The organism is Streptomyces sp. CNQ329, assembly GCF_000482585.1.
The window spans coordinates 51,024-68,399 of sequence record NZ_KI519460.1 but is presented as its reverse complement, the minus strand read 5'-3'; the positions used below and the strand labels follow the sequence as shown (position 1 = coordinate 68,399).

Here is a 17,376-nt window from a genome sequence, read left to right as displayed (position 1 = left end):
AGAGGGGCGCCCGGAGAGGCGTCAAGGGAATGCGCACACCTTGCACCCCATACACATATGCAGACATCGTTTTCATGCATGCGCTACATCTGTTAGCTTGACGATCGCCGCGTTCACCATCCGATCCTGGAGAACCCCCATGGCCCGTTTCTCGCCCGACGACCTACGCCGCGTGCTGGGCTCGGGTCTGCTGTCCTTCCCGGTCACCCACGCCACCGCGGACTACGCCTTCGATGAGCCGGCCTACCGCCTCCACCTGCAGCGGCTCACCGGCTACGACGTGGCGGGCCTCTTCGCCCCCGGAGGCACCGGCGAGTTCTTCTCCCTCACCCACACCGAGGTGGAGGCCGTCCTGCGGGCAACGGTCGCCGAGGCCCCCGACGGCCTGCCCGTGGTCGGCGCCGCCGGCTACGGCACGGCGACGGCCGCCGCCATGGCCCGGCAGGCCGAGGAGGGCGGTGCCGACGGGATCCTGCTGCTGCCCCCGTACCTGACCGAGGTCGGACAGGACGGCCTTTACGCCCACGTCGCGCGGGTGTGCGACGCCACCTCCCTCGGCGTGGTCGTCTACCACCGCGCCAACGCCCGCTTCACCGCCGGCACCGTCGCCCGCCTGGTGGCGGAGTTCCCGAACTTCGTCGGGTTCAAGGACGGCGTCTGCGACATCGACCTGATGGCCACGCTGCACGCCCGGCACGGCGACCGCCTCGTCCTCATCGGCGGCCTCCCCACCGCCGAGACCTACGCCCTGCCCTACCTCGAACTCGGCGCCACCACGTACTCCTCGGCGATCTTCAACTTCGCTCCCCGGTGGGCCGTCGACTTCTACGCCGCGGTACGCGCCCACGACAAGGACGAGGTCTACGCCCGGCTGCGCGAGTTCGTCCTGCCGTACCTGGCGATCCGCGACCGCGCCCCCGGCTACGCCGTCTCGATCGTCAAGGCCGGGCTCACCGTCTCCGGCCACCCGGCGGGCCCGGTGCGCCCCCCGCTGACCGACCTCACCGAGGACGAGCACGCCGAACTCGCCGAACTCGTGAAGAAGGTGATCTGACATGACCGGCCACGACACCGGCGGCGACCGCGGTGGCGGCGCGCTGACCGGCGCCATGGTGATCGGCGCCGCGCGCGTGCACGGCACCCACGGGACCGTGCACGGCGTCGGCCCCCGTACCGGGGAGCGCCTCTCCCCCGCGTTCGGCCTCGGCGGCGCGGCGGAGGCCGCCCGGGCCGCGGCCCTCGCCGCCGACGCGTTCCCCGCCTACCGGGCCACCGCGCCGCACGCCCGGGCCGCCTTCCTCCAGGACATCGCCGCAGAGATCGAGGCGATCTCCGCCGCACTGGTCGAGCGGGTCGTCCGCGAGACCGGCATCGAGCGCGCCCGGGTGCAGGGCGAACTCGCCCGCACCACCGGTCAGCTCCGGCTCTTCGCCGACCTGGTCCGGGCCGGGCACTGGGCCGGCGCCCGCATCGCCCCGGCGCTCCCCGACCGCACGCCGCTGCTCCGCACCGTGCTCGGCGCCCTCGAAGGCCAGCTCACCGCGACCGTCCACGCCGCGGACGACGACCGCGAACCGGCCGCGCCGCTGCTGGAGCTGCTGGAGGACAAGGTGGGGCGCATCGTCTTCAACGGCTGGCCCACCGGCGTCGACGTCGGCCACGCGATGGTGCATGGCGGCCCGTACCCCGCCACCTCCGACGGCCGCAGCACCTCGGTCGGCACCCTGGCGATCGACCGGTTCCTGCGGCCGGTCGCCTGCCAGAACGTCCCCGCCGAGCTGCTGCCCGCGCCGGTGGACGAGCCCCACTCCCTCGGACTGTGGAGGCAGGTCGATGGCGACCTCACCCGGGACTGACGGCGCCGCCGCGCCCACCGCCCCCGTCACCCCCGTCGTCACCGAACTGGTGGTCGTTCCGGTGGCGGGCCACGACAGCATGCTGCTGAATCTCAGCGGCGCGCACGGCCCCTACTTCACGCGCAACGTCGTCCTGCTGACCGACTCGGACGGCCGGGTCGGCGTCGGTGAGGTGCCGGGCGGCGAGGCGATCCGCCGCACCCTGCAGGACGCCGCCCCGCTGGTCACCGGCCGGCCCCCCGCGCAGCACCGGTCCGTGGTGCGCACGGTCGGCGCTCGGTTCCGGGACCGCGACCGCGGGGGCCGCGGCGCGCAGACCTACGATCTGCGCACCACCGTGCACGTCCTGGCCGCCCTGGAAGCGGCCCTGCTGGACCTGCACGGCCAGTTCCTCGGCGTACCCGTCGCCGAACTCCTCGGCGACGGGCCCCGGCGCACCCGCGTACCGGTCCTCGGCTACCTCTTCTTCATCGGCGATCGCCACCGCACCGACCTCCCCTACCGCGCCGAGCCGGGCGCCGCGGACGCCTGGAGCCGGCTCCGGCACGAGGAGGCCCTGACCCCCGGGGCCGTCGTCGCCCTCGCCGAGGCGGCCCAGGAGCGCTACGGCTTCAGCGACTTCAAGCTCAAAGGCGGCGTGCTGCCCGGCGAGCAGGAAGTCGAGACCGTCCACGCGCTCGCCGCACGGTTTCCGGACTCCCGGATCACCCTCGACCCCAACGGCTGCTGGCCGCTCGCCGACGCCGTCCGCCACGGCCGCGCCCTGCGCGACGTCATCGCCTACGCCGAGGACCCCTGCGGCGCCGAGGACGGCTACTCCGGGCGGGAGGTGATGGCGGAGTTCAAGCGCGCGACCGGTCTGACCACCGCCACCAACATGGTCGCCACCGACTGGCGGCAGCTCGGGCACGCGATACGCGCCGGTGCCGTCGACATCCCGCTGGCCGACCCGCACTTCTGGACCCTGGAGGGGTCGGTCCGCGTCGCCCAGCTCTGTGAGGCGTGGGGGCTCACCTGGGGCTCGCACTCCAACAACCACTTCGACATCTCGCTGGCGATGTTCACCCACGCCGCCGCTGCCGCCCCCGGAGACATCACGGCCATCGACACGCACTGGATCTGGCAGGACGGCCAGCGGCTGACCGTCGACCCACCGGTCATCGAGGGCGGGGGGATCGACGTCCCGGCCGCCCCGGGCCTCGGCGTCACCGTCGACCACGACCGGCTGGAGGCCGCGCACGAGCTCTATCTCCGCCAGGGCCTCGGCGCCCGCGACGACACCGTCGCCATGCGGTACCTCGTGCCCGGCTGGCGCTTCGACCCCAAGCGCCCGGCGCTCGACCGGGAGCCGCCAGCCCGCCCGGTCCCCGGCGCGGGCGGGCAGGGAACCGCGTCATGACCCGCCACGGGAGTGCCACACCCGGCCGCGTCCTGCAGGCCGGCCCGCTGGGGCCGTCGCTCGCCGAGACCCTGCGCACCTCGTACGACGCCCTGGAACTGCCGGACGAAGGCCCGGAGCGCGCCGGGTTCCTCGCCGCGCACGGCGAGGACATCGTCGCCGCCGTGACCTCGGGCCGCTTCGGCGTCGGCACCGGCCTGATGACCGCGCTGCCCCGCCTCGGCGCCGTCATCAACTTCGGGGTCGGCTACGACACCACGGACACCGCACTCGCCCGCCGGCGCGGCGTCCTGGTGAGCAACACCCCCGACGTGCTCACCGACTGCGTGGCCGACACGGCCCTCGGGCTCACCCTCGACCTGCTCCGTGGGCTCTCCGCGGCCGACCGCTTCGTACGCGCGGGGCGGTGGCCCCGCGACGGCGGCTTTCCGCTGATGCGCAAGGTCAGCAGCGCCCGGGTGGGCATCCTGGGTCTCGGCCGCATCGGCCGCGCCATCGCCACCCGGTTCGCCGCGCTGGGCTGCCCCGTCGGCTACCACAGCCGCAGAAGGGTGCCCGGTGCCGCCTACGCGTACGCCGGCTCCCCCGGCGCGCTGGCCGCCGCGTCGGACGTACTGATCGTGTCCACGTCCGGCGGTGCCGGCACCCGAGGGCTCGTCAGCCGCGCCGTGCTGCGCGCACTGGGCCCCGAGGGCTGCCTGGTCAACGTCTCGCGCGGCAGCGTCGTCGACGAGCACGCCCTGGTCGAGATGCTCACCGCGGGCGCCCTCGGCGGCGCCGGCCTCGACGTCTATGCCGCCGAACCGCACGTCCCCGAGGCCCTCTTCGCCCTGGACAACGTGGTGCTCCTGCCCCACGTCGGCAGCGCCACCGTCCAGACCCGCGCGGAGATGGAACGCCTGACCCTGGCCAACCTCGCCGGCTTCCTCAACGACGGCACACTCGTGACACCCGTCCCCGAGACGGCCTGAGCGGCGGGGCGGGACACCCACGGCCCCGCACCCGCACGGCCGCCGGCACCCCCGCGTCCGCGGACCCGCCCCCGCGCCGGGAACCCGGGCCTGTCACACCCCGGGCCGCTCCCCCGGCGCGGGGGCGGGTATCCCCGCTATCCGCGGATCAGTCCTCGCCGGGCAGGCACTCGCGCCAGGCGACGTGGTACGTGGTCTCGATCTCTCCGTCCGTCGAGTCCATGGTCAGCAAGCTGGTGGTCGTCGACGGGTCCGACGTGCCCGCGTTGACGCGCAGCTCCGTGTTGATGTTGAAGTTGCGGATCTCCCCGCAGGGCGCCCAGACGAGCGACTCCAGGTCGGTCTCGTCCGTCGTGGTCCAGTTGTCGTCCATCGGCCCGGTGAAGTTGTGCGTGAACGTGTCGGTGTCGGGCGAGCCCTGGAAGTAGTACGACGCCTTCTCCATCCCGCTCGCGCCGTCCTCCAGGTAGGCGTACCCCCGGTAGTCGACGCTGGCGATGGCGTAGGTGAATCCCCCCGGCACCTTGACGGCCAAGTTGAGCTGGCAGTTCTTGCGGAAGTCCGTGGGTTGCGCACCCACCCCGACCACGGCCGCGTACTCGCTGTAGGTCACGGTGAAGGCCTGGTTGTCCTCCGAGACCGCGATGGCGGCGCTGCCCGGCTCACAGCCGGTGCCGTTGACGGTCAGGACGTCGATCGCCATCTGGTCGGCCGGTACGTCTTCGAAGTACGGCGGCGTCGCGATATCGTTGGACGGCGACGCGATGGGGCTGCTGACGGTCGCGGCCAGTAATGCTGCCAGGACACTGCCTGCGACAAGAGTCATGGTTCTCCAATCGGTCGGATGGGCCGTTTCCCGGGCACGGCAATGCCCACGAGCGGGCCATGCGGGCGGAATCTGGCGAGCGGGCGGCAAACGGGTCCGCTGGCCGGATTCCGTCAAGACACACACCGGCGGCATACCGGCGGCGAAATGCGGGACGGGCTGCTGTTCCGCGCCTTCTTCGAAGGCGTACCGCGGGTATGGTGCTTACCCGTCGCGGTATTTCAGCACTCCTTCCACGCCAGGTGGTATTTCGTGCTCACCGCGCTGTCGGTGGAGTCCATCGTCATCAGGCTCGTCGCCTGCCCGTCGGAGGAGCCCCGGTAGACCCGGAGTTCGGTGTTGACGTTGAAGTTCCGCTGCTCGCCGCAGGGCGCCCACACCAGCTCGGCCCACTCCTTGGAGTCGGTCACCTGCCAGTTGTTGTCGTACGGGCCCTCGAAGGTCTCGCTGCTCGTGGTCGTCTCCGGCGAGCCCATGTGGTAGTACGACGCCTGCTCCAGGCCGGACGCCCCGTCAGCCAGGTACGCGTAGCCCCGGTAGTCCACGCTCTGGATCGCGTACGTGAACCCCGCGGGGACGTCGAGCACCAGGCTGAGCTGGCAGTTCTTGCGGAAGTCGAGCGGGCTGGCGCCGGCCCCGGCCGCCGCCAGGTAGTCGCTGTAGGTCACGGTGAACGCCGTGTTGTCGGCGTTGGCCGCGACCGCCGCCGTACCGGCGGAGCACCCCGAGCCGTTGATGGTCTGGATGCCGACCTTGATCTGCTCGGCGGGTACGTCGGCCGGCTCCTCGCCGGCCGCCGCCGTCTGGGCGGAGAGGGTGGTGGCGACTAAGGCCGCCAAAGCTCCACCAGCAATCAACTTTCCGGACATGTTTCTCCTACTCCTCTGTCTCACGGCCGCACCGGAGCGAAACCGGCGCCGGCCGTACTGAATGGGGCACGAAAGAGCCGGGTCACGGCTCGTGAAAGCGCATGCACCGCTGGGCGGACCGAGACGATGCAGCCGCTGCTGAGGGCCACGCAGGGCATGACGGAAGTGCTCCCGGGCGCCCGGGCGGGCGCAAGGGTGGTGAAGGCTGAGAGCGGCTTCGGGGACTGGGAAGCATTCGTGCGGAACGCTGTGGGTGGGGGTGCCGTACCGAATGCGTCCCCGACCTCAGTGGAGCGTGAGGTGGGAGCGTTTCCATGCTAGAGCCGTGTAAAGCCTGTGTGAAGAGAATCTCACGGGAATGCAGAGGGAGTCCGAAAATAAGTTCTCATCCGACTTGACATTGTGTCGCAAAGTGTCAAGTCTACGCGGGTGGACGCTCGGAATACGCGACGGTAAGGAAACAAACACTTTGGACATACGCCAGGGGGCTGCCGGAGTCCGGCCAGAATCACGCGTATGCGCCGCGGGAGTTACCGGCGGAAAGGCCGTTCGGCCCATGCGCAGGCCACTCGGCGGAGTGGTAGCACCTCGTGAACTCCACGCGGGCGAAATGCTGCGAGCGGGTTGAACGGGCCGGCCGAAGACGAGGGAAGGCCCTTTCGGGCCGATCACCGGGAATCCGGCTGGTGCGCGTTCGCCGGTGACACCAGCGCCGCATCCGTCGAGGTTTGCGTCATACCCCAGGACTCCGCCACAGGCGACGACCGGCCGGCCCCGCCGATCGATGTCTTCCTGGGCAACTCCCGGACGACGGCCAGTGCCGCGGCATCGTCACGCACCTGCTGGGCGCGGTGGCGCCGGGCAGCTACCTGGTGATCAACGACGGCCTCGACACCCAGGGGGCGCGTGCAGGCCGGCGAGGTCGCCGCCCGCTGCGGAGTAGGCCGCAAACGGTGACCCCGGCCTCCGGAAGGACCCGGACGGCCAGCAGAAGTGCAAACGGTGCGGAACCGTTCGTTGGCGGCTGCCGGTTCAGTCGCCGGAGCGGTCCGGCAGGAGCTGATCCGCGAGCGATCGCGCCGTGGCGGTGAGTGTGGCCGCGTCCATCCCGGTCCGGCTCATGAACACGAGCCCTTGCTGCGCGGCCAGGAGGGCCCGCGCCAGCGCGACCGGATCCGCTCCGGCCGGCAGGTCGCCCTCGCGCTGGGCGCGGGCGACGCAGTCGGCGATCAGCGCGGTCGACGTCTCGTAGGTGCGGTGGGCGTGGTCGAGGACTTCCGGATCGGCGTGACCGAGTTCGCAGGTGCTGTTGGCCATCAGGCAGCCACGCCGCGCGCCGTCGCCGGCCGCGTCGTCGATCGGTGCCTCAAGGAGCATGCGCAGGGCGTCCAGCGCGCGTGGAGCCTCGGCGAGCGCTTCGGAAAGACGGCCATGGCTGTCTTCGGTGTAGCTGTGCAGCGCCCGGAGGAAGAGCTGGTGCTTGTCGCCGAACGCCGCATACAGGCTGCCTTTGCCCAGCCCGCTGGCCCGCATCAGGTCTTCCAGCGAGGTCGCGGCGTAACCGGCGCCCCAGAACTGATCACGGACGGCGTTGAGCACCTGCTTCTCATCGAACGATCGCGGACGTGCCATGCACACCAGCATACGAGTTTTTGACCGTTCAGTCCACCAAACATATGGTGGACCGCACGGTCAAGAACTTCTTGGCACGTGGTACCCAGGGAAGCGGGAAGCACATGGGAAAGCTGGACGGCAAGGTGGCGATCGTGACCGGCGGGTCGCGAGGGATCGGGGCGGCGTCGGCGCTGGCTCTCGCCGACGAGGGAGCCGACGTCGCGATCAGCTACTCGTCCTCGGCGGACCGGCGCGCGGTCGAGCACTTCCAGCCGGGGCGCGGCCCGCGACCACGGCGATGGGGCGGTACGGCAGGCCGGAGGAGATCGCCGCCGGCGTCGTCTTCCTCGCCGGCCCGCAGGCGTCGTACGTCACCGGCGCCGTGCTGAGAATCGACGGCGGATACGCCGCATAGCCGGCCACGCAACGGCCGGCGGCGGCCACGGGAGCACCCCACGCGCGCCGTCACCGACGCGGACCGGCTGCCCGGCTGTCGCCGGAGCCGCCGCAGCCGGCCACGGCGCACGCAACCGGCCCCGGCGGCGGGACGCCGCCGGCCGCCCGCCGTGTACGTCCCGGCCCGGTCCGGGACGCCCGGCAGTTGCCGCCAGTCCTGCCCACGCCGCTCGTGGCCGAAGAGACGCTGGTGGACGTGGTGGTGTACCTGGGTCGTGTCCGCGTCCGGCGGTCAGCCGGTGGGCCTTCTCGTGCAGGTTCGCCTGGGCTTGCCGTAGGTCTTCGTCCAGGTCTTCAGGTGCTGACGGTCGCCCTGGCCGCCACCGCGTGCCTGAATCACGTGGTCCAAGCGCGAGCCCTTGAGCCAGGAGGCGAAGAGATTGCGGCCGATGGCGATGATCTCGTTCTCTCGCGCGTACGCCTCGGCGTCGCCGGTGAACCTGGTGTTCGTCACGAGGATCGCCACATCGGCGCCGAAATCGGTCCGGGACCCCAACAGGCGCTGTATATCCCCGCTCACGACCGACCGGTGCGTGCCGAAGCGCTTGCACTGGACCACCATCGAGCGGCCATCGGGGAGCACCCCGGTCACGTCGACGCCTCGATCCCCGCGCCCGCCCACACGCTCCACTTCCGTGCAGCCGCCCTCGCGGAGCATCGCCGCCACCATCCGCTCGAAGTCGTCACCTGCGAGCTTGTCGACCTTCGCCAGCGTGCGATCGGCCTCTCGTACCCGCTGCTCGGCCTGGAAGACGGCATCCTGCCGACGAATCTCCCGGTGCGTGCGCCAGCCCCACCGGACCAGGGCGCCGATGCCACCGAGCACCACCACGCCGAGCACGACGAACCACAGCCGCACCCAGAGGACGACCGCCGTTACCGGTAACGCGACGACGGGGAGCACCAACCGCCTGCGCCGTCGTGGACGCCTCCGACCCATCTGCCCGCCACCCTTCGCTCTGCCGACCGCACCCAGAGTGACGGAACAGACGCACAGCGCGAAAGGGGGCCACGGTTCCCGGCAGGTCCGCTGGGACAGCCCTGATGGTCAGGGCCGTAGCACTGGGAGGCAGGCGAGGCAGCGGGTGGCCGGTCCGCCGAAACGGGGGGCGATGGCCCGGAACTGTTTGTCAGCCGCCGCCGACGCCGCTCATGATGGCGCTGAGGATGCCCGGTTGGGTCACGGCATGAGAACTCCGGTCGAACAGACCGAACCCGTACTGTCCGTTGTAACCGTTGTCCCAGTAGACGCTGACTGCTCCGTACTTCTTGGCTGTGGCAGCCAGGGTGCGTGCGAAGTCGGCACGGTATGTGTTGCTCGCCGTATCGAAGGACGACTTGTCGATCGCCCCGTACTCACCGACGACTACCGGATGACCCTGCGTGACGAACCTGTCATACACCTTCTTCAACTGCCCGTCCAGAAAGTCCTCCTGCCCCCAGGTGGACGTCTTCGACGGATCGGTCGCGGCCGGGCCCCACTGCGTGATGTTTCCGCTCTCCTCTCCGGTGAAGTCCCACGGATCGTAGTAGTGCACGGAGATCATGATCCGGTGCTCATCGCCGGGAATGGAAGGGGATCGATGCCGGTCGGTCGGAAGGACGAAGCCGTAGTCACCCACGGTGTAGTCGATGTTGGTGTTCCAGCCGGGGATGAGCAGCCACCGTGAGCTGTTGTGGCCGCCGGCCTGCCGTACCGTGTCCACGAATATCTGGTTGTAGTCGTTGATGTTCGAGTAGCACGGTTGAGTCGGCTGGCCGTACTGGCCGTCGAACTCCTCGTTCATGGATTCCAGGATCAGGTGCTCGTCGTAGTCCTGGAACGTGGCCGCGATCTGCTGCCAGACCTTCTGGTACTTGTCCTTGATCTCCGACTGAGCGGACGAGTCACAGATCAGCCAGGAACCGTCGATCGTCTTGTAGCCGTCGCCGTGCATGTTGATCACCACGTACATGCCCCGCCGATAGGCGTAGTCGACGACTTCCTGAACTCTGTCCAGCCAGGAGGAGTTGATCGTGTAATCCGGGGCGGGCCCTATGTGGCGCAGGTAGGAGACCGGGATCCGGATTGTTGTGAACCCGGACGCCTGCACCCTGTCGATGAGGGCTTGAGTAATCGTCGGATTGCCCCACGCTGTTTCACTGGGATACCCGTTGACGGTGGCTTCGAGCTGGTTCCCCAGATTCCAGCCCGCGCCCATGTCGGCGACGATCTGCGACGCATCCGGCTGAGCCGCCGTGTCGGCAGATGCCGGATGCACCGAGCCGCCTGACGCGAATGCGGCCACTGCCAGCAGGACGGCAGCCAGGACGGTCTTGATCCTCATTGCTCGTGCAGCCATGGACGTTTCCCCTCTTCCGGTCCGAGTCCGCCGTGGTCGATGGGACTTCAGCACACCTCCGGTGATCGGATCAGTGACCGCGCGCGCACCCGCGGGAGCCGGGAAAGCGCGCATCACAGGCGGGGCGATCGAAACGGATTCGACGGCCGGGAGGTGGGCGAACCCTCCTCGGAGCAGAGATGACGACCGTTGCCGCCGAAGTTCCGCTCGACGACCGCGGCGCGCGGCTTCCGGAATCCGTCGAATGCTTCGTCGAAGCGCTTCGACGAAGCATTCGACGGTATCCCTCCGATTCCCCCCGAAGAGGATAGGGTCACGTCGCGGTCATGACAATACGGCCACGACCCGACTCCCGGCGGGAGCGGCCGGCTATTCCAGGTAGAAGGTGGCGTCCGCGCGGTCGGTGGCACTGTTCAACGGCTGCACGTACAGCGCGTAGCCGTAGTGGCGCAGGTAGCGGCCCGGGGCGCTGACGGACTCGAAGCTCACCGCGACCGGGTCGGACTGGCCTGGCTGCCGGGTGAAGCTCGCACCGTTCGTGAACCCCGCCGTGCCGTCGTTCTCGTCCAGCCAGACCTCGTCGTTCCGGTTTCGCAGGTAGAAGCCGGGATTGCCGGTCGACTCCAGCGACACCGTGCTGCTTCCGGCCAGCCCGGTGACGATGCGGAACTGCGACTCGGCCAGGTTCGCCATGTCCGAGTCGATCCGTCCTCGGAACGCGTCCTGCCGGATGTACAGGTCCGGGAAGTTGTACGACCTGAAGCGGTACGGTGTCATCCCGTCCGGCACCGGAGTACCGAAGTTCGGTGTGCCGTCGGCGTTCCAGTAGACCTTCTGGATCCTGGTCCGCCGGTTCGGGTCATTGAGCGGATCGCCGCTGATGTCCCGGTAGCTGCGGTCGTGGTAGACCAGGATGTCGCTCAGCCCGTCCTCGGAGACCGTGAACGAGTTGTGGCCCGGGCCGTACTGGCTCGTCGCGGCGTCGGTACTGAACACCGGTTGCTGCTTCTTGCTCCACGACGCCGGGTTCATCAGGTCGCCTTCCGCCGGTGCGGTCAGCATCCCCAGGCAGTAGTTGCTGTCGGTGGCACTCGCCGAGTAGGTCAGAAAAACCATGCCGTTGCGGATGAGCACCGACGGGCCTTCGTTGACCTTGTACCCGATCGTCTCCCACGGCAGGGTGGGCGCGCTCAGCCGGGCCGGAGTGCCGGCGAGCGTCCACGGGTCGCTCATCGGTGCCAGGTAGAGGCTGCTGTTGTTGTCGATCGCCGGATCCTGCTGGGCCCAGGACAGGTAGCGGGTGCCGTTGTGCGCGAACGTAGTCGCGTCCAGGGAGAAGGTGTCCGCGTGGGTGATGATGCGTCCCTTCTCCACCCACGTACCGGTGAACGGGTCGGCACTGCTGTTCTCCAGCACCCACATCCTGATCCGCCAGATGTCATCGCTGCGGCCCGCGGCGAAGTAGATGTACCACTTCCCGTTGATGAAGTGGATCTCCGGGGCCCAGATGTGCGCACCCATGTCACCCTCGGCGTGCTTGCGCCAGATCACCGACTCGCTCGCGCCGGCCAGCCCTTGCAGCGTGGTCGCCCGGCGCAGGATGATCCGGTCGTACTCCGGCGCCGTCGCGGTGAGGTAGTAGAAGCCGTCGGTGTGCCGGTAGATGTGCGGGTCGGCCCGTTGTGCGATCAGCGAGTTGGTGTACGTCACCGCCGGTGACGCCCACGCCGGGGAGCCGTTCAGCAGAGTTGCCGCCGCGCCCAGGACCGGGACGGCGAGGAAAGTGCGTCTGCGCATCACTCAGCTCCAGCGCTGCAGTAGTCGGTCGTACTCGGCCTGGGTGACCGGCAGAACGGTGCCGTGGCGCGGCCGGCCGGGCATGGTGTAGCCGGAGACGGGTGTCCACTGCCGGGTGTCCAGGTCGGTGGTCGTGAAGGGGACGTACCCCCGCCCGCCGTACTCGTCGATGAACATGTACCACCGCTCGTCGGTGTTTGATGCGAAGACCAGGGGACCCTCGCCATGGCTGATCGCGTTGTCCCCGAGGCAGTCGGCGACGAACGAGTAGTCTCGGTTGAGCATGGTCACCGACTTCTCGGCGAGGATGAACTTGCCGCATGCGGCCTCCGACGGACTCCGCTCGTCCTTCGTGAAGCGGTAGTAAGTGCCGTTGTGGTTGATGACCGTCGAGTCGATCGTCGAATAGCCCTTGTCGACCCAGACCTGTGCGGCACTGAAGGTGCGGAAGTCGGACGTCGTGGCGTACATCATCCGGTTGTAGGTGGCGCCCGTGTGGTCCGGGTCGCCGGCGGAATACAGTTTCGACGCCCAGAACACGACGTACTCGCCGAGCCCTTCGTCGTAGTACGCCTCCGGAGCCCACGTGTTGCCGGCCGTGTCCGGTGAGACGCGTGCCAGCCGCGGCGCGCTCCAGTTCACCAGGTCGGACGACTCCCAGACCACGAGGGACTTGCTGCCCGTCCGCTGGGCCTGGTCCCAGTCCCCGTTGCCGTACATGCGCAGGTCGGTGGCGATCTGATAGAACTTGTCGCCCTGCGGTGAGCGGATGATGAACGGGTCGCGTACACCCTGGGTGCCCACGGTCGAGGTCAGCACGGGCTGCCCGTCGTTGAGCCGGCGCCACCGGGTCGGATCGTTGCCCTCGCTGAGCGCGAAGTGGACCTGCTCGCCCGCGGCGGTGTTCTCGCCGGTGAAGTGGGTGAACAGATAGCCGGCGTACGCCGGGACCGGTTCCGCCCCGTCCCGCGCGTGCTGCCGCCGCGGGCCCGCGGCGCCCGTGCCGGTGTACGGGGAGATCCGCCCGCCGTACGCCGTGGGCTGCTCCGAGACGTCCAGCGCCTTGCCACCGTGGCGCGACACGGTCTGGGTGTACGCCCCCGGATCGGTCGCCTTCGCGGACGGTCCCGCGAACGCCGCGAGGCAGCTCGCGAGCAGTGCGCCGACGACGACGCATGCGGTGCGGCGTCTGAACGGACGTCGCGCTGAGCTCGTTTCGTGCAATGGCTGTGTCATAGGGCCCGTCCCATGTGGTCACGAAGGGATGTCCGCCGCGCCGGGGCACCACCCGCGCGCCCCGGTTGCCGGAGCGGTGCCCCGTGGTGCGGGCCGCGTCCCTGCCGGTCCGCACCACGGGCAGGTGTCAGCGGACGTCGATGCGGGGTTGCGGCGGTGTGCTCATGCCGTTGCCGAGGAAGAAACTCGGGTGTGGCGGCTGGTTGTAGGCGGTGTTCTGCCAGGCGATGGCGACGCGGTACTGGGCGTCGTGCATGAGGGTGTACATCCGCCGGTCGGTCTGGACGGGGGTGGCGTAGATGCGCAGCGCGCCGTCGTCGTCACGCGGGAGGATGATCTCCTCCCGCCAGTCTCCGAACAGGTCTCCTGACAGCGACGGTGTTGCCTTGGTGCCGTTGATGGAGTGTGCTCCGGAAGCGGTGAGCAGGCGGGTGTCGCCGCCCGTGCCGTACTTGTCGACGTGGTTGCCGTCCAGCAGTTCCCGTACCGGATCCGCGTCCCACCAGGCGAGGAAGTTGGAGCTGCCGGGGTTGCGTCCGACGTTGTTGCCGGAGGCGTTGAGCAGGTCGCCCAGGCCGGTGCCCGATCCCCAGAACTCGGCGCCCGCGTTGCCGGCGTAGATGTCGCCTGCCACGCCGCGTGCCGGGCCCTCGCAGCCGCAGGTGTTGTTCCTCTGCATGAGGACCGAGCCGTTGTCGGCGTCGCGCAGCGTCGCCGAGGCACCGGAGTTCTGTTCGTGGATCTGCCAGATCTCCTTGCCGGTCCGGCCGGGCACGAAGTCGCCGACGTGCAGGGCGTCGCCGTGGGCGTAGAAGCCCGTGGTGTACCGGCCGGTGCCGTTGTCGTTGATGGTCATGCCGCCGTAGACGACTTCGTCGGTGCCGTTGCCGTCGACGTCCGCGATGGACAGCGAGTGCGTGCCGCGGCCCGTCCACTGGCTGCCGGCGTCGTCGGAGTCGAACTTCCAGCGCATGATGAGCCGGCCGTCGCGGAAGTCCCAGGCGGCGACCGTGCTCTTCTCGTAGTAACCGCGGCCCATGATGAGGCTGGGCCGCTGCCCGTCCAGATAGGCGGTCCCGGCGAGGAACCGGTCGCCGCGGTTTCCGTAGTCGTCGCCCCAGTCGCCGATGTTTCCGCGTGCGGGCTGGAAGTCGACCGTGTCCATGGCGGCGCCGGTGAGGCCGTCGAACATGGTGAGGTACTCGGGTCCGGTGATGATGTATCCGGAGGAGTTGCGGTGGTCGGCGTTGCCGTTGCCGATCACCTGCCCGGTGCCCGAGACGGTCCCGTCGCCGGTTTTGACCCCGAGTTCCGCCCGTCCGTCACCGTCGTAGTCGTAGACCTGGAACTGCGTGTAGTGCGCCCCGGCCCGGATGTTGCGGCCCAGGTCGATGCGCCACAGCCGCTGGCCGTCGAGCCGGTAGGCGTCGATGTAGACGTTGCTGGTGACTCCGGACTGCGAGTTGTCCTTCTGGTCGCTGGGATCCCATTTGAGGAAGATCTCGTACTGTCCGTCACCGTCGACGTCGCCGACGCTGGCGTCGCCGGCCGTGTAGTTGCTCCCCGGCCGGGAGATCGGCACGTCCAGGTAGTCGCCGCCGGCGAAGCGCAGCGAGGGCTCCGAGGCCGGTTGCTCGGCGCCGTCGACGATCGCGCGGACCGTGTACGACGCGTCTGCCGGCGCTCCGGCGTCGAGGTAGTTGGTGGAGTCGGTGATCGGCGACGCGTTCACCTTCGTCGAACCGCGGTAGACGTTGAACCCGGTCGATGAGGGCTCGGTCCCCAGCAGCCGCCACGAGACCAGGTTGTCCGAGCCGGAACGGACGCTGGTCAGGCCGCGGTTGAGGTCTTCCATCTGCTTGGCGGGAGGCCCGGTAGCACCGACCTCGAAGTCGAGGTAGTCCACGTTGGCCAGGCCCGCGGAGGTGGTGGGGGTGAGCCGGATGGTGTTGCTGCCGGCGCTGACGGACACGGTCAGGGTGCGGGTGGACCAGGCGGTCCAGGCGCCGGTGGCGCCGAAAGTGCTGCCCGGGTGCGCGACCGTGCCGTTGACGGACACGTCGGCGGGGCGGTCCGCGGTGGTGCCGTTGGCGTAACGGATGGAGAGGGTGGCCGTGCCCGCCTCGGCCGCGGTGACGGTGAACTGTGCTCCGGCACTCGCCACGTTGTCCGCGTTGCAGAATCCGCTGCCGGAGTAACCGGCGTGGTTGGACTCGATGAGGCCGTCGCAGATGGCAGGCGCCGTTTCGGCCTCGTAGCGGGTCGGTGCTGCGGACGCCGTCGGGGAGGTGACGGCACCGGCGCCGACTGACGCCAGCGTGATGCCGAGGCAGAGCAGCACGGCTCGCGATCGGGATACGCGCATGGGCGGTTCTCCCACTCGTCTGGTCGGAAGCAGGGGGTCTCGCAGGTCACAGGCGATGTCTCCGGCAGGCCGTCACGCGCCCCGAGCAGGCCGGTGCGGCACGGGCGTGCAATCCGGCGGAATGGCCCTGCGCGGGCCGTGACGCGCCCCGGGTAAGCCGGTGTGGCAAGGGCGTGCGGTCTGCGGGATGGATCCTGGCCCTGCGAGTGCGGGCCGGCGCCGGTAGCGGCGGGAAGACGGCCTGGCCGTCGATCGGACGCGTGGGAGCCGGTTCCGCATTGGTGCTGGCTTGCACTGCACTTTCCAGGCCCCTACGACGCCTAGGTTGCCGTCAGGTCACACACGTGTCAACCACGGCGCGCTGCCCGGCCACCGCGCGCGTCCTGCCCGGGCGCCGGCCGGAACAGCGGCAAAGCCCCGCATGAACACCTTCGAGAACACGACCAGCAGGATCAGCCCCGCGGCCAGCCCGCCGGCGGCGACGGACACCACCGGCTCACCGACACCCCCGGTCACGATCACGGCCACCGTCACGACCGCGAAGACCGGGAAAGCCGGCCCCCGCACCGGCTCCCGTCCCACCACACCGACGTGTGCGTGCGCCGCGACCCGAGGTGCGGTCGGCCCTCTTCAGCGCGCAGGCGGGGTGCCGGGCACGGACCGGTTGAGGGTGTGGGATCCGATGCGGTGGGAGCCGCGGATGTGCCGGTCGACTTCGTCGGCGGCCCGGTCGGCGTCACCTTGCGCGACGGCCTCGTACAGCGAGCGGTGCTGGCGGCGCAGTGCGTTCAGCACGGCGTCCGCATCGGCCAACTGCTCGAAGGCGTGGAGGAGAGTGTGCCGGATCGCCCCGCGGATCGCGGTGGTGAGGGCGGTCAGGAGCCGGTTGTCCGCCGCCTCGGCCAGCGCCATGTGAAAGTCGGTGTCCAGGTCGTTGAACCGGTCCCGCGGCAGGGTCTCGTCATCCATGCGGTCGAGGAGTTCGCGCATGCGGGCGAGATCGCTCTCCGTTGCCTGCGAAGCGGCCAGGGAGACGCTCGCCCGCTCCAGCGCGACGCGGGTCTCCGTGATCTCGTCCAGGTCGAAGTTCGACAGCGCGACGTGGACGCGGAGCAGCCTGGACAGGCCGGTCGTCGGAGTGCCGGCGATGACGCTGCCGGAGTCGCGGCCGGTGCCGACCCGGGGACGGTGCAGAACACCGTGTGCCTCCAGCACACGGAGCGCCTCGCGCACGGCCGCCCTGCTCACCCCGAGCATCGAGGCGAGGTCCCGCTCGGGCGGGAGGCGGTCGCCGATGCGCAGATCGCCGGAGAGGATCTTCTCCTCCACGCGGTCGACGACCTGCTCCCACGCGCGTGAACGGATCACTGGCTGCCAGCCGGTGGCCTCGGGCACTGCCTCCCCCTCCCTCGGAAGAGACCAAAGGCGGCTGTCACCCGCCCTATTGACACCTGATCAAGGCAATCCTACGGTCCCACCGATGCTTGGTCTGACCAAGGTCACTCACGAGCCGCGCGATCGAACCGGGAACGTGAGCGGGAACCGGTCGAACGGCTGTCGCCCCCGCAAGGGAGGTAGCCATGGAGAGCAGTCCCCCGCCCCACAGTTCCGCCCGGTGGATGACCGGCACCTGGATCGCCATCGG

General features: G+C 69.8%; 14 protein-coding genes and 2 pseudogenes. 6 read left to right on the top strand and 10 right to left on the bottom strand.

The window, feature by feature from the left end:
- The first annotated feature begins 139 nt into the window (after positions 1-139).
- From kdgD to I003_RS0129800, 4 genes are read left to right on the top strand one after another with little or no spacing between them, the layout of a single operon-like run.
- Positions 140-1,054, top strand: coding sequence for a 5-dehydro-4-deoxyglucarate dehydratase (gene kdgD, locus I003_RS0129815; protein WP_027774768.1), 915 nt, complete (start codon positions 140-142; stop codon positions 1,052-1,054).
- 1 nt (position 1,055) lies between these two features.
- The gene (locus I003_RS0129810) at positions 1,056-1,856 is read left to right on the top strand and encodes an aldehyde dehydrogenase family protein (protein ID WP_027774767.1); all 801 of its coding nucleotides are present in this window, start codon (positions 1,056-1,058) and stop codon (positions 1,854-1,856) included.
- Positions 1,834-3,255 carry an enolase C-terminal domain-like protein gene (locus I003_RS33955; protein ID WP_051368645.1) on the top strand — a complete coding sequence of 474 codons (1,422 nt, stop codon included), beginning with the start codon at positions 1,834-1,836 and terminating at the stop codon, positions 3,253-3,255. The genes I003_RS0129810 and I003_RS33955 overlap by 23 nt, the downstream gene beginning before the upstream one ends.
- On the top strand, positions 3,252-4,226 hold the full coding sequence (locus tag I003_RS0129800; protein ID WP_027774766.1) for a 2-hydroxyacid dehydrogenase: 975 nt from the start codon (positions 3,252-3,254) through the stop codon (positions 4,224-4,226). The genes I003_RS33955 and I003_RS0129800 overlap by 4 nt, the downstream gene beginning before the upstream one ends.
- A gap of 148 nt (positions 4,227-4,374) precedes the next feature.
- Here the strand turns inward: I003_RS0129800 and I003_RS0129795 are convergent, their stop codons facing one another.
- The 3 genes from I003_RS0129795 to I003_RS0129785 form a co-directional block, all read right to left on the bottom strand.
- Positions 4,375-4,929 carry a DUF4360 domain-containing protein gene (locus tag I003_RS0129795; protein WP_027774765.1) on the bottom strand — a complete coding sequence of 185 codons (555 nt, stop codon included), beginning with the start codon at positions 4,927-4,929 and terminating at the stop codon, positions 4,375-4,377.
- Positions 4,930-5,273: 344 nt separating this feature from the next.
- Positions 5,274-5,921, bottom strand: coding sequence for a DUF4360 domain-containing protein (locus tag I003_RS0129790; protein ID WP_027774764.1), 648 nt, complete (start codon positions 5,919-5,921; stop codon positions 5,274-5,276).
- Between the two features lie 1,032 nt (positions 5,922-6,953).
- Positions 6,954-7,553 (bottom strand): TetR/AcrR family transcriptional regulator, encoded by a 600-nt coding sequence (locus I003_RS0129785; protein ID WP_027774763.1) that lies wholly within the window; start codon positions 7,551-7,553, stop codon positions 6,954-6,956.
- 104 nt (positions 7,554-7,657) lie between these two features.
- On the opposite strand from I003_RS0129785, the pseudogene I003_RS37220 reads away from it, so the two are divergent.
- Together I003_RS37220 and I003_RS37215 are read left to right on the top strand one after the other, a co-directional pair.
- Positions 7,658-7,786: pseudogene (locus I003_RS37220) on the top strand (SDR family NAD(P)-dependent oxidoreductase); the annotation flags it as partial.
- 47 nt (positions 7,787-7,833) lie between these two features.
- Positions 7,834-7,950, top strand: coding sequence for an SDR family oxidoreductase (locus I003_RS37215; protein ID WP_486584469.1), 117 nt, complete (start codon positions 7,834-7,836; stop codon positions 7,948-7,950).
- A gap of 273 nt (positions 7,951-8,223) precedes the next feature.
- Here I003_RS37215 and I003_RS33950 read toward each other — a convergent pair whose 3' ends face one another.
- The 7 genes and pseudogenes from I003_RS33950 to I003_RS33935 form a co-directional block, all read right to left on the bottom strand.
- A complete protein-coding gene (locus tag I003_RS33950; protein WP_158689058.1) occupies positions 8,224-8,895 on the bottom strand; it encodes a restriction endonuclease in 672 nt (223 codons plus the stop codon).
- A gap of 226 nt (positions 8,896-9,121) precedes the next feature.
- Positions 9,122-10,333, bottom strand: a complete 1,212-nt coding sequence (locus I003_RS0129770; RefSeq protein WP_486584468.1) for a glycoside hydrolase family 5 protein — start codon at positions 10,331-10,333, stop codon at positions 9,122-9,124.
- A 369-nt stretch (positions 10,334-10,702) separates the two neighbouring features.
- Positions 10,703-12,130: a family 43 glycosylhydrolase gene (locus I003_RS0129765; RefSeq protein ID WP_027774761.1), complete on the bottom strand. Its 1,428-nt coding sequence runs from the start codon at positions 12,128-12,130 to the stop codon at positions 10,703-10,705.
- Between the two features lie 18 nt (positions 12,131-12,148).
- A pseudogene (locus tag I003_RS33945) lies at positions 12,149-13,150 on the bottom strand (glycoside hydrolase family 43 protein); the annotation flags it as partial.
- A 343-nt stretch (positions 13,151-13,493) separates the two neighbouring features.
- On the bottom strand, positions 13,494-15,731 hold the full coding sequence (locus I003_RS33940) for a rhamnogalacturonan lyase family protein (protein ID WP_027774760.1): 2,238 nt from the start codon (positions 15,729-15,731) through the stop codon (positions 13,494-13,496).
- A 336-nt stretch (positions 15,732-16,067) separates the two neighbouring features.
- Positions 16,068-16,259 (bottom strand): hypothetical protein, encoded by a 192-nt coding sequence (locus I003_RS0129750; protein ID WP_158689057.1) that lies wholly within the window; start codon positions 16,257-16,259, stop codon positions 16,068-16,070.
- Positions 16,260-16,361: 102 nt separating this feature from the next.
- Positions 16,362-17,126, bottom strand: a complete 765-nt coding sequence (locus I003_RS33935) for a FadR/GntR family transcriptional regulator (protein ID WP_037722269.1) — start codon at positions 17,124-17,126, stop codon at positions 16,362-16,364.
- Between the last annotated feature and the right edge of the window lie 250 nt (positions 17,127-17,376).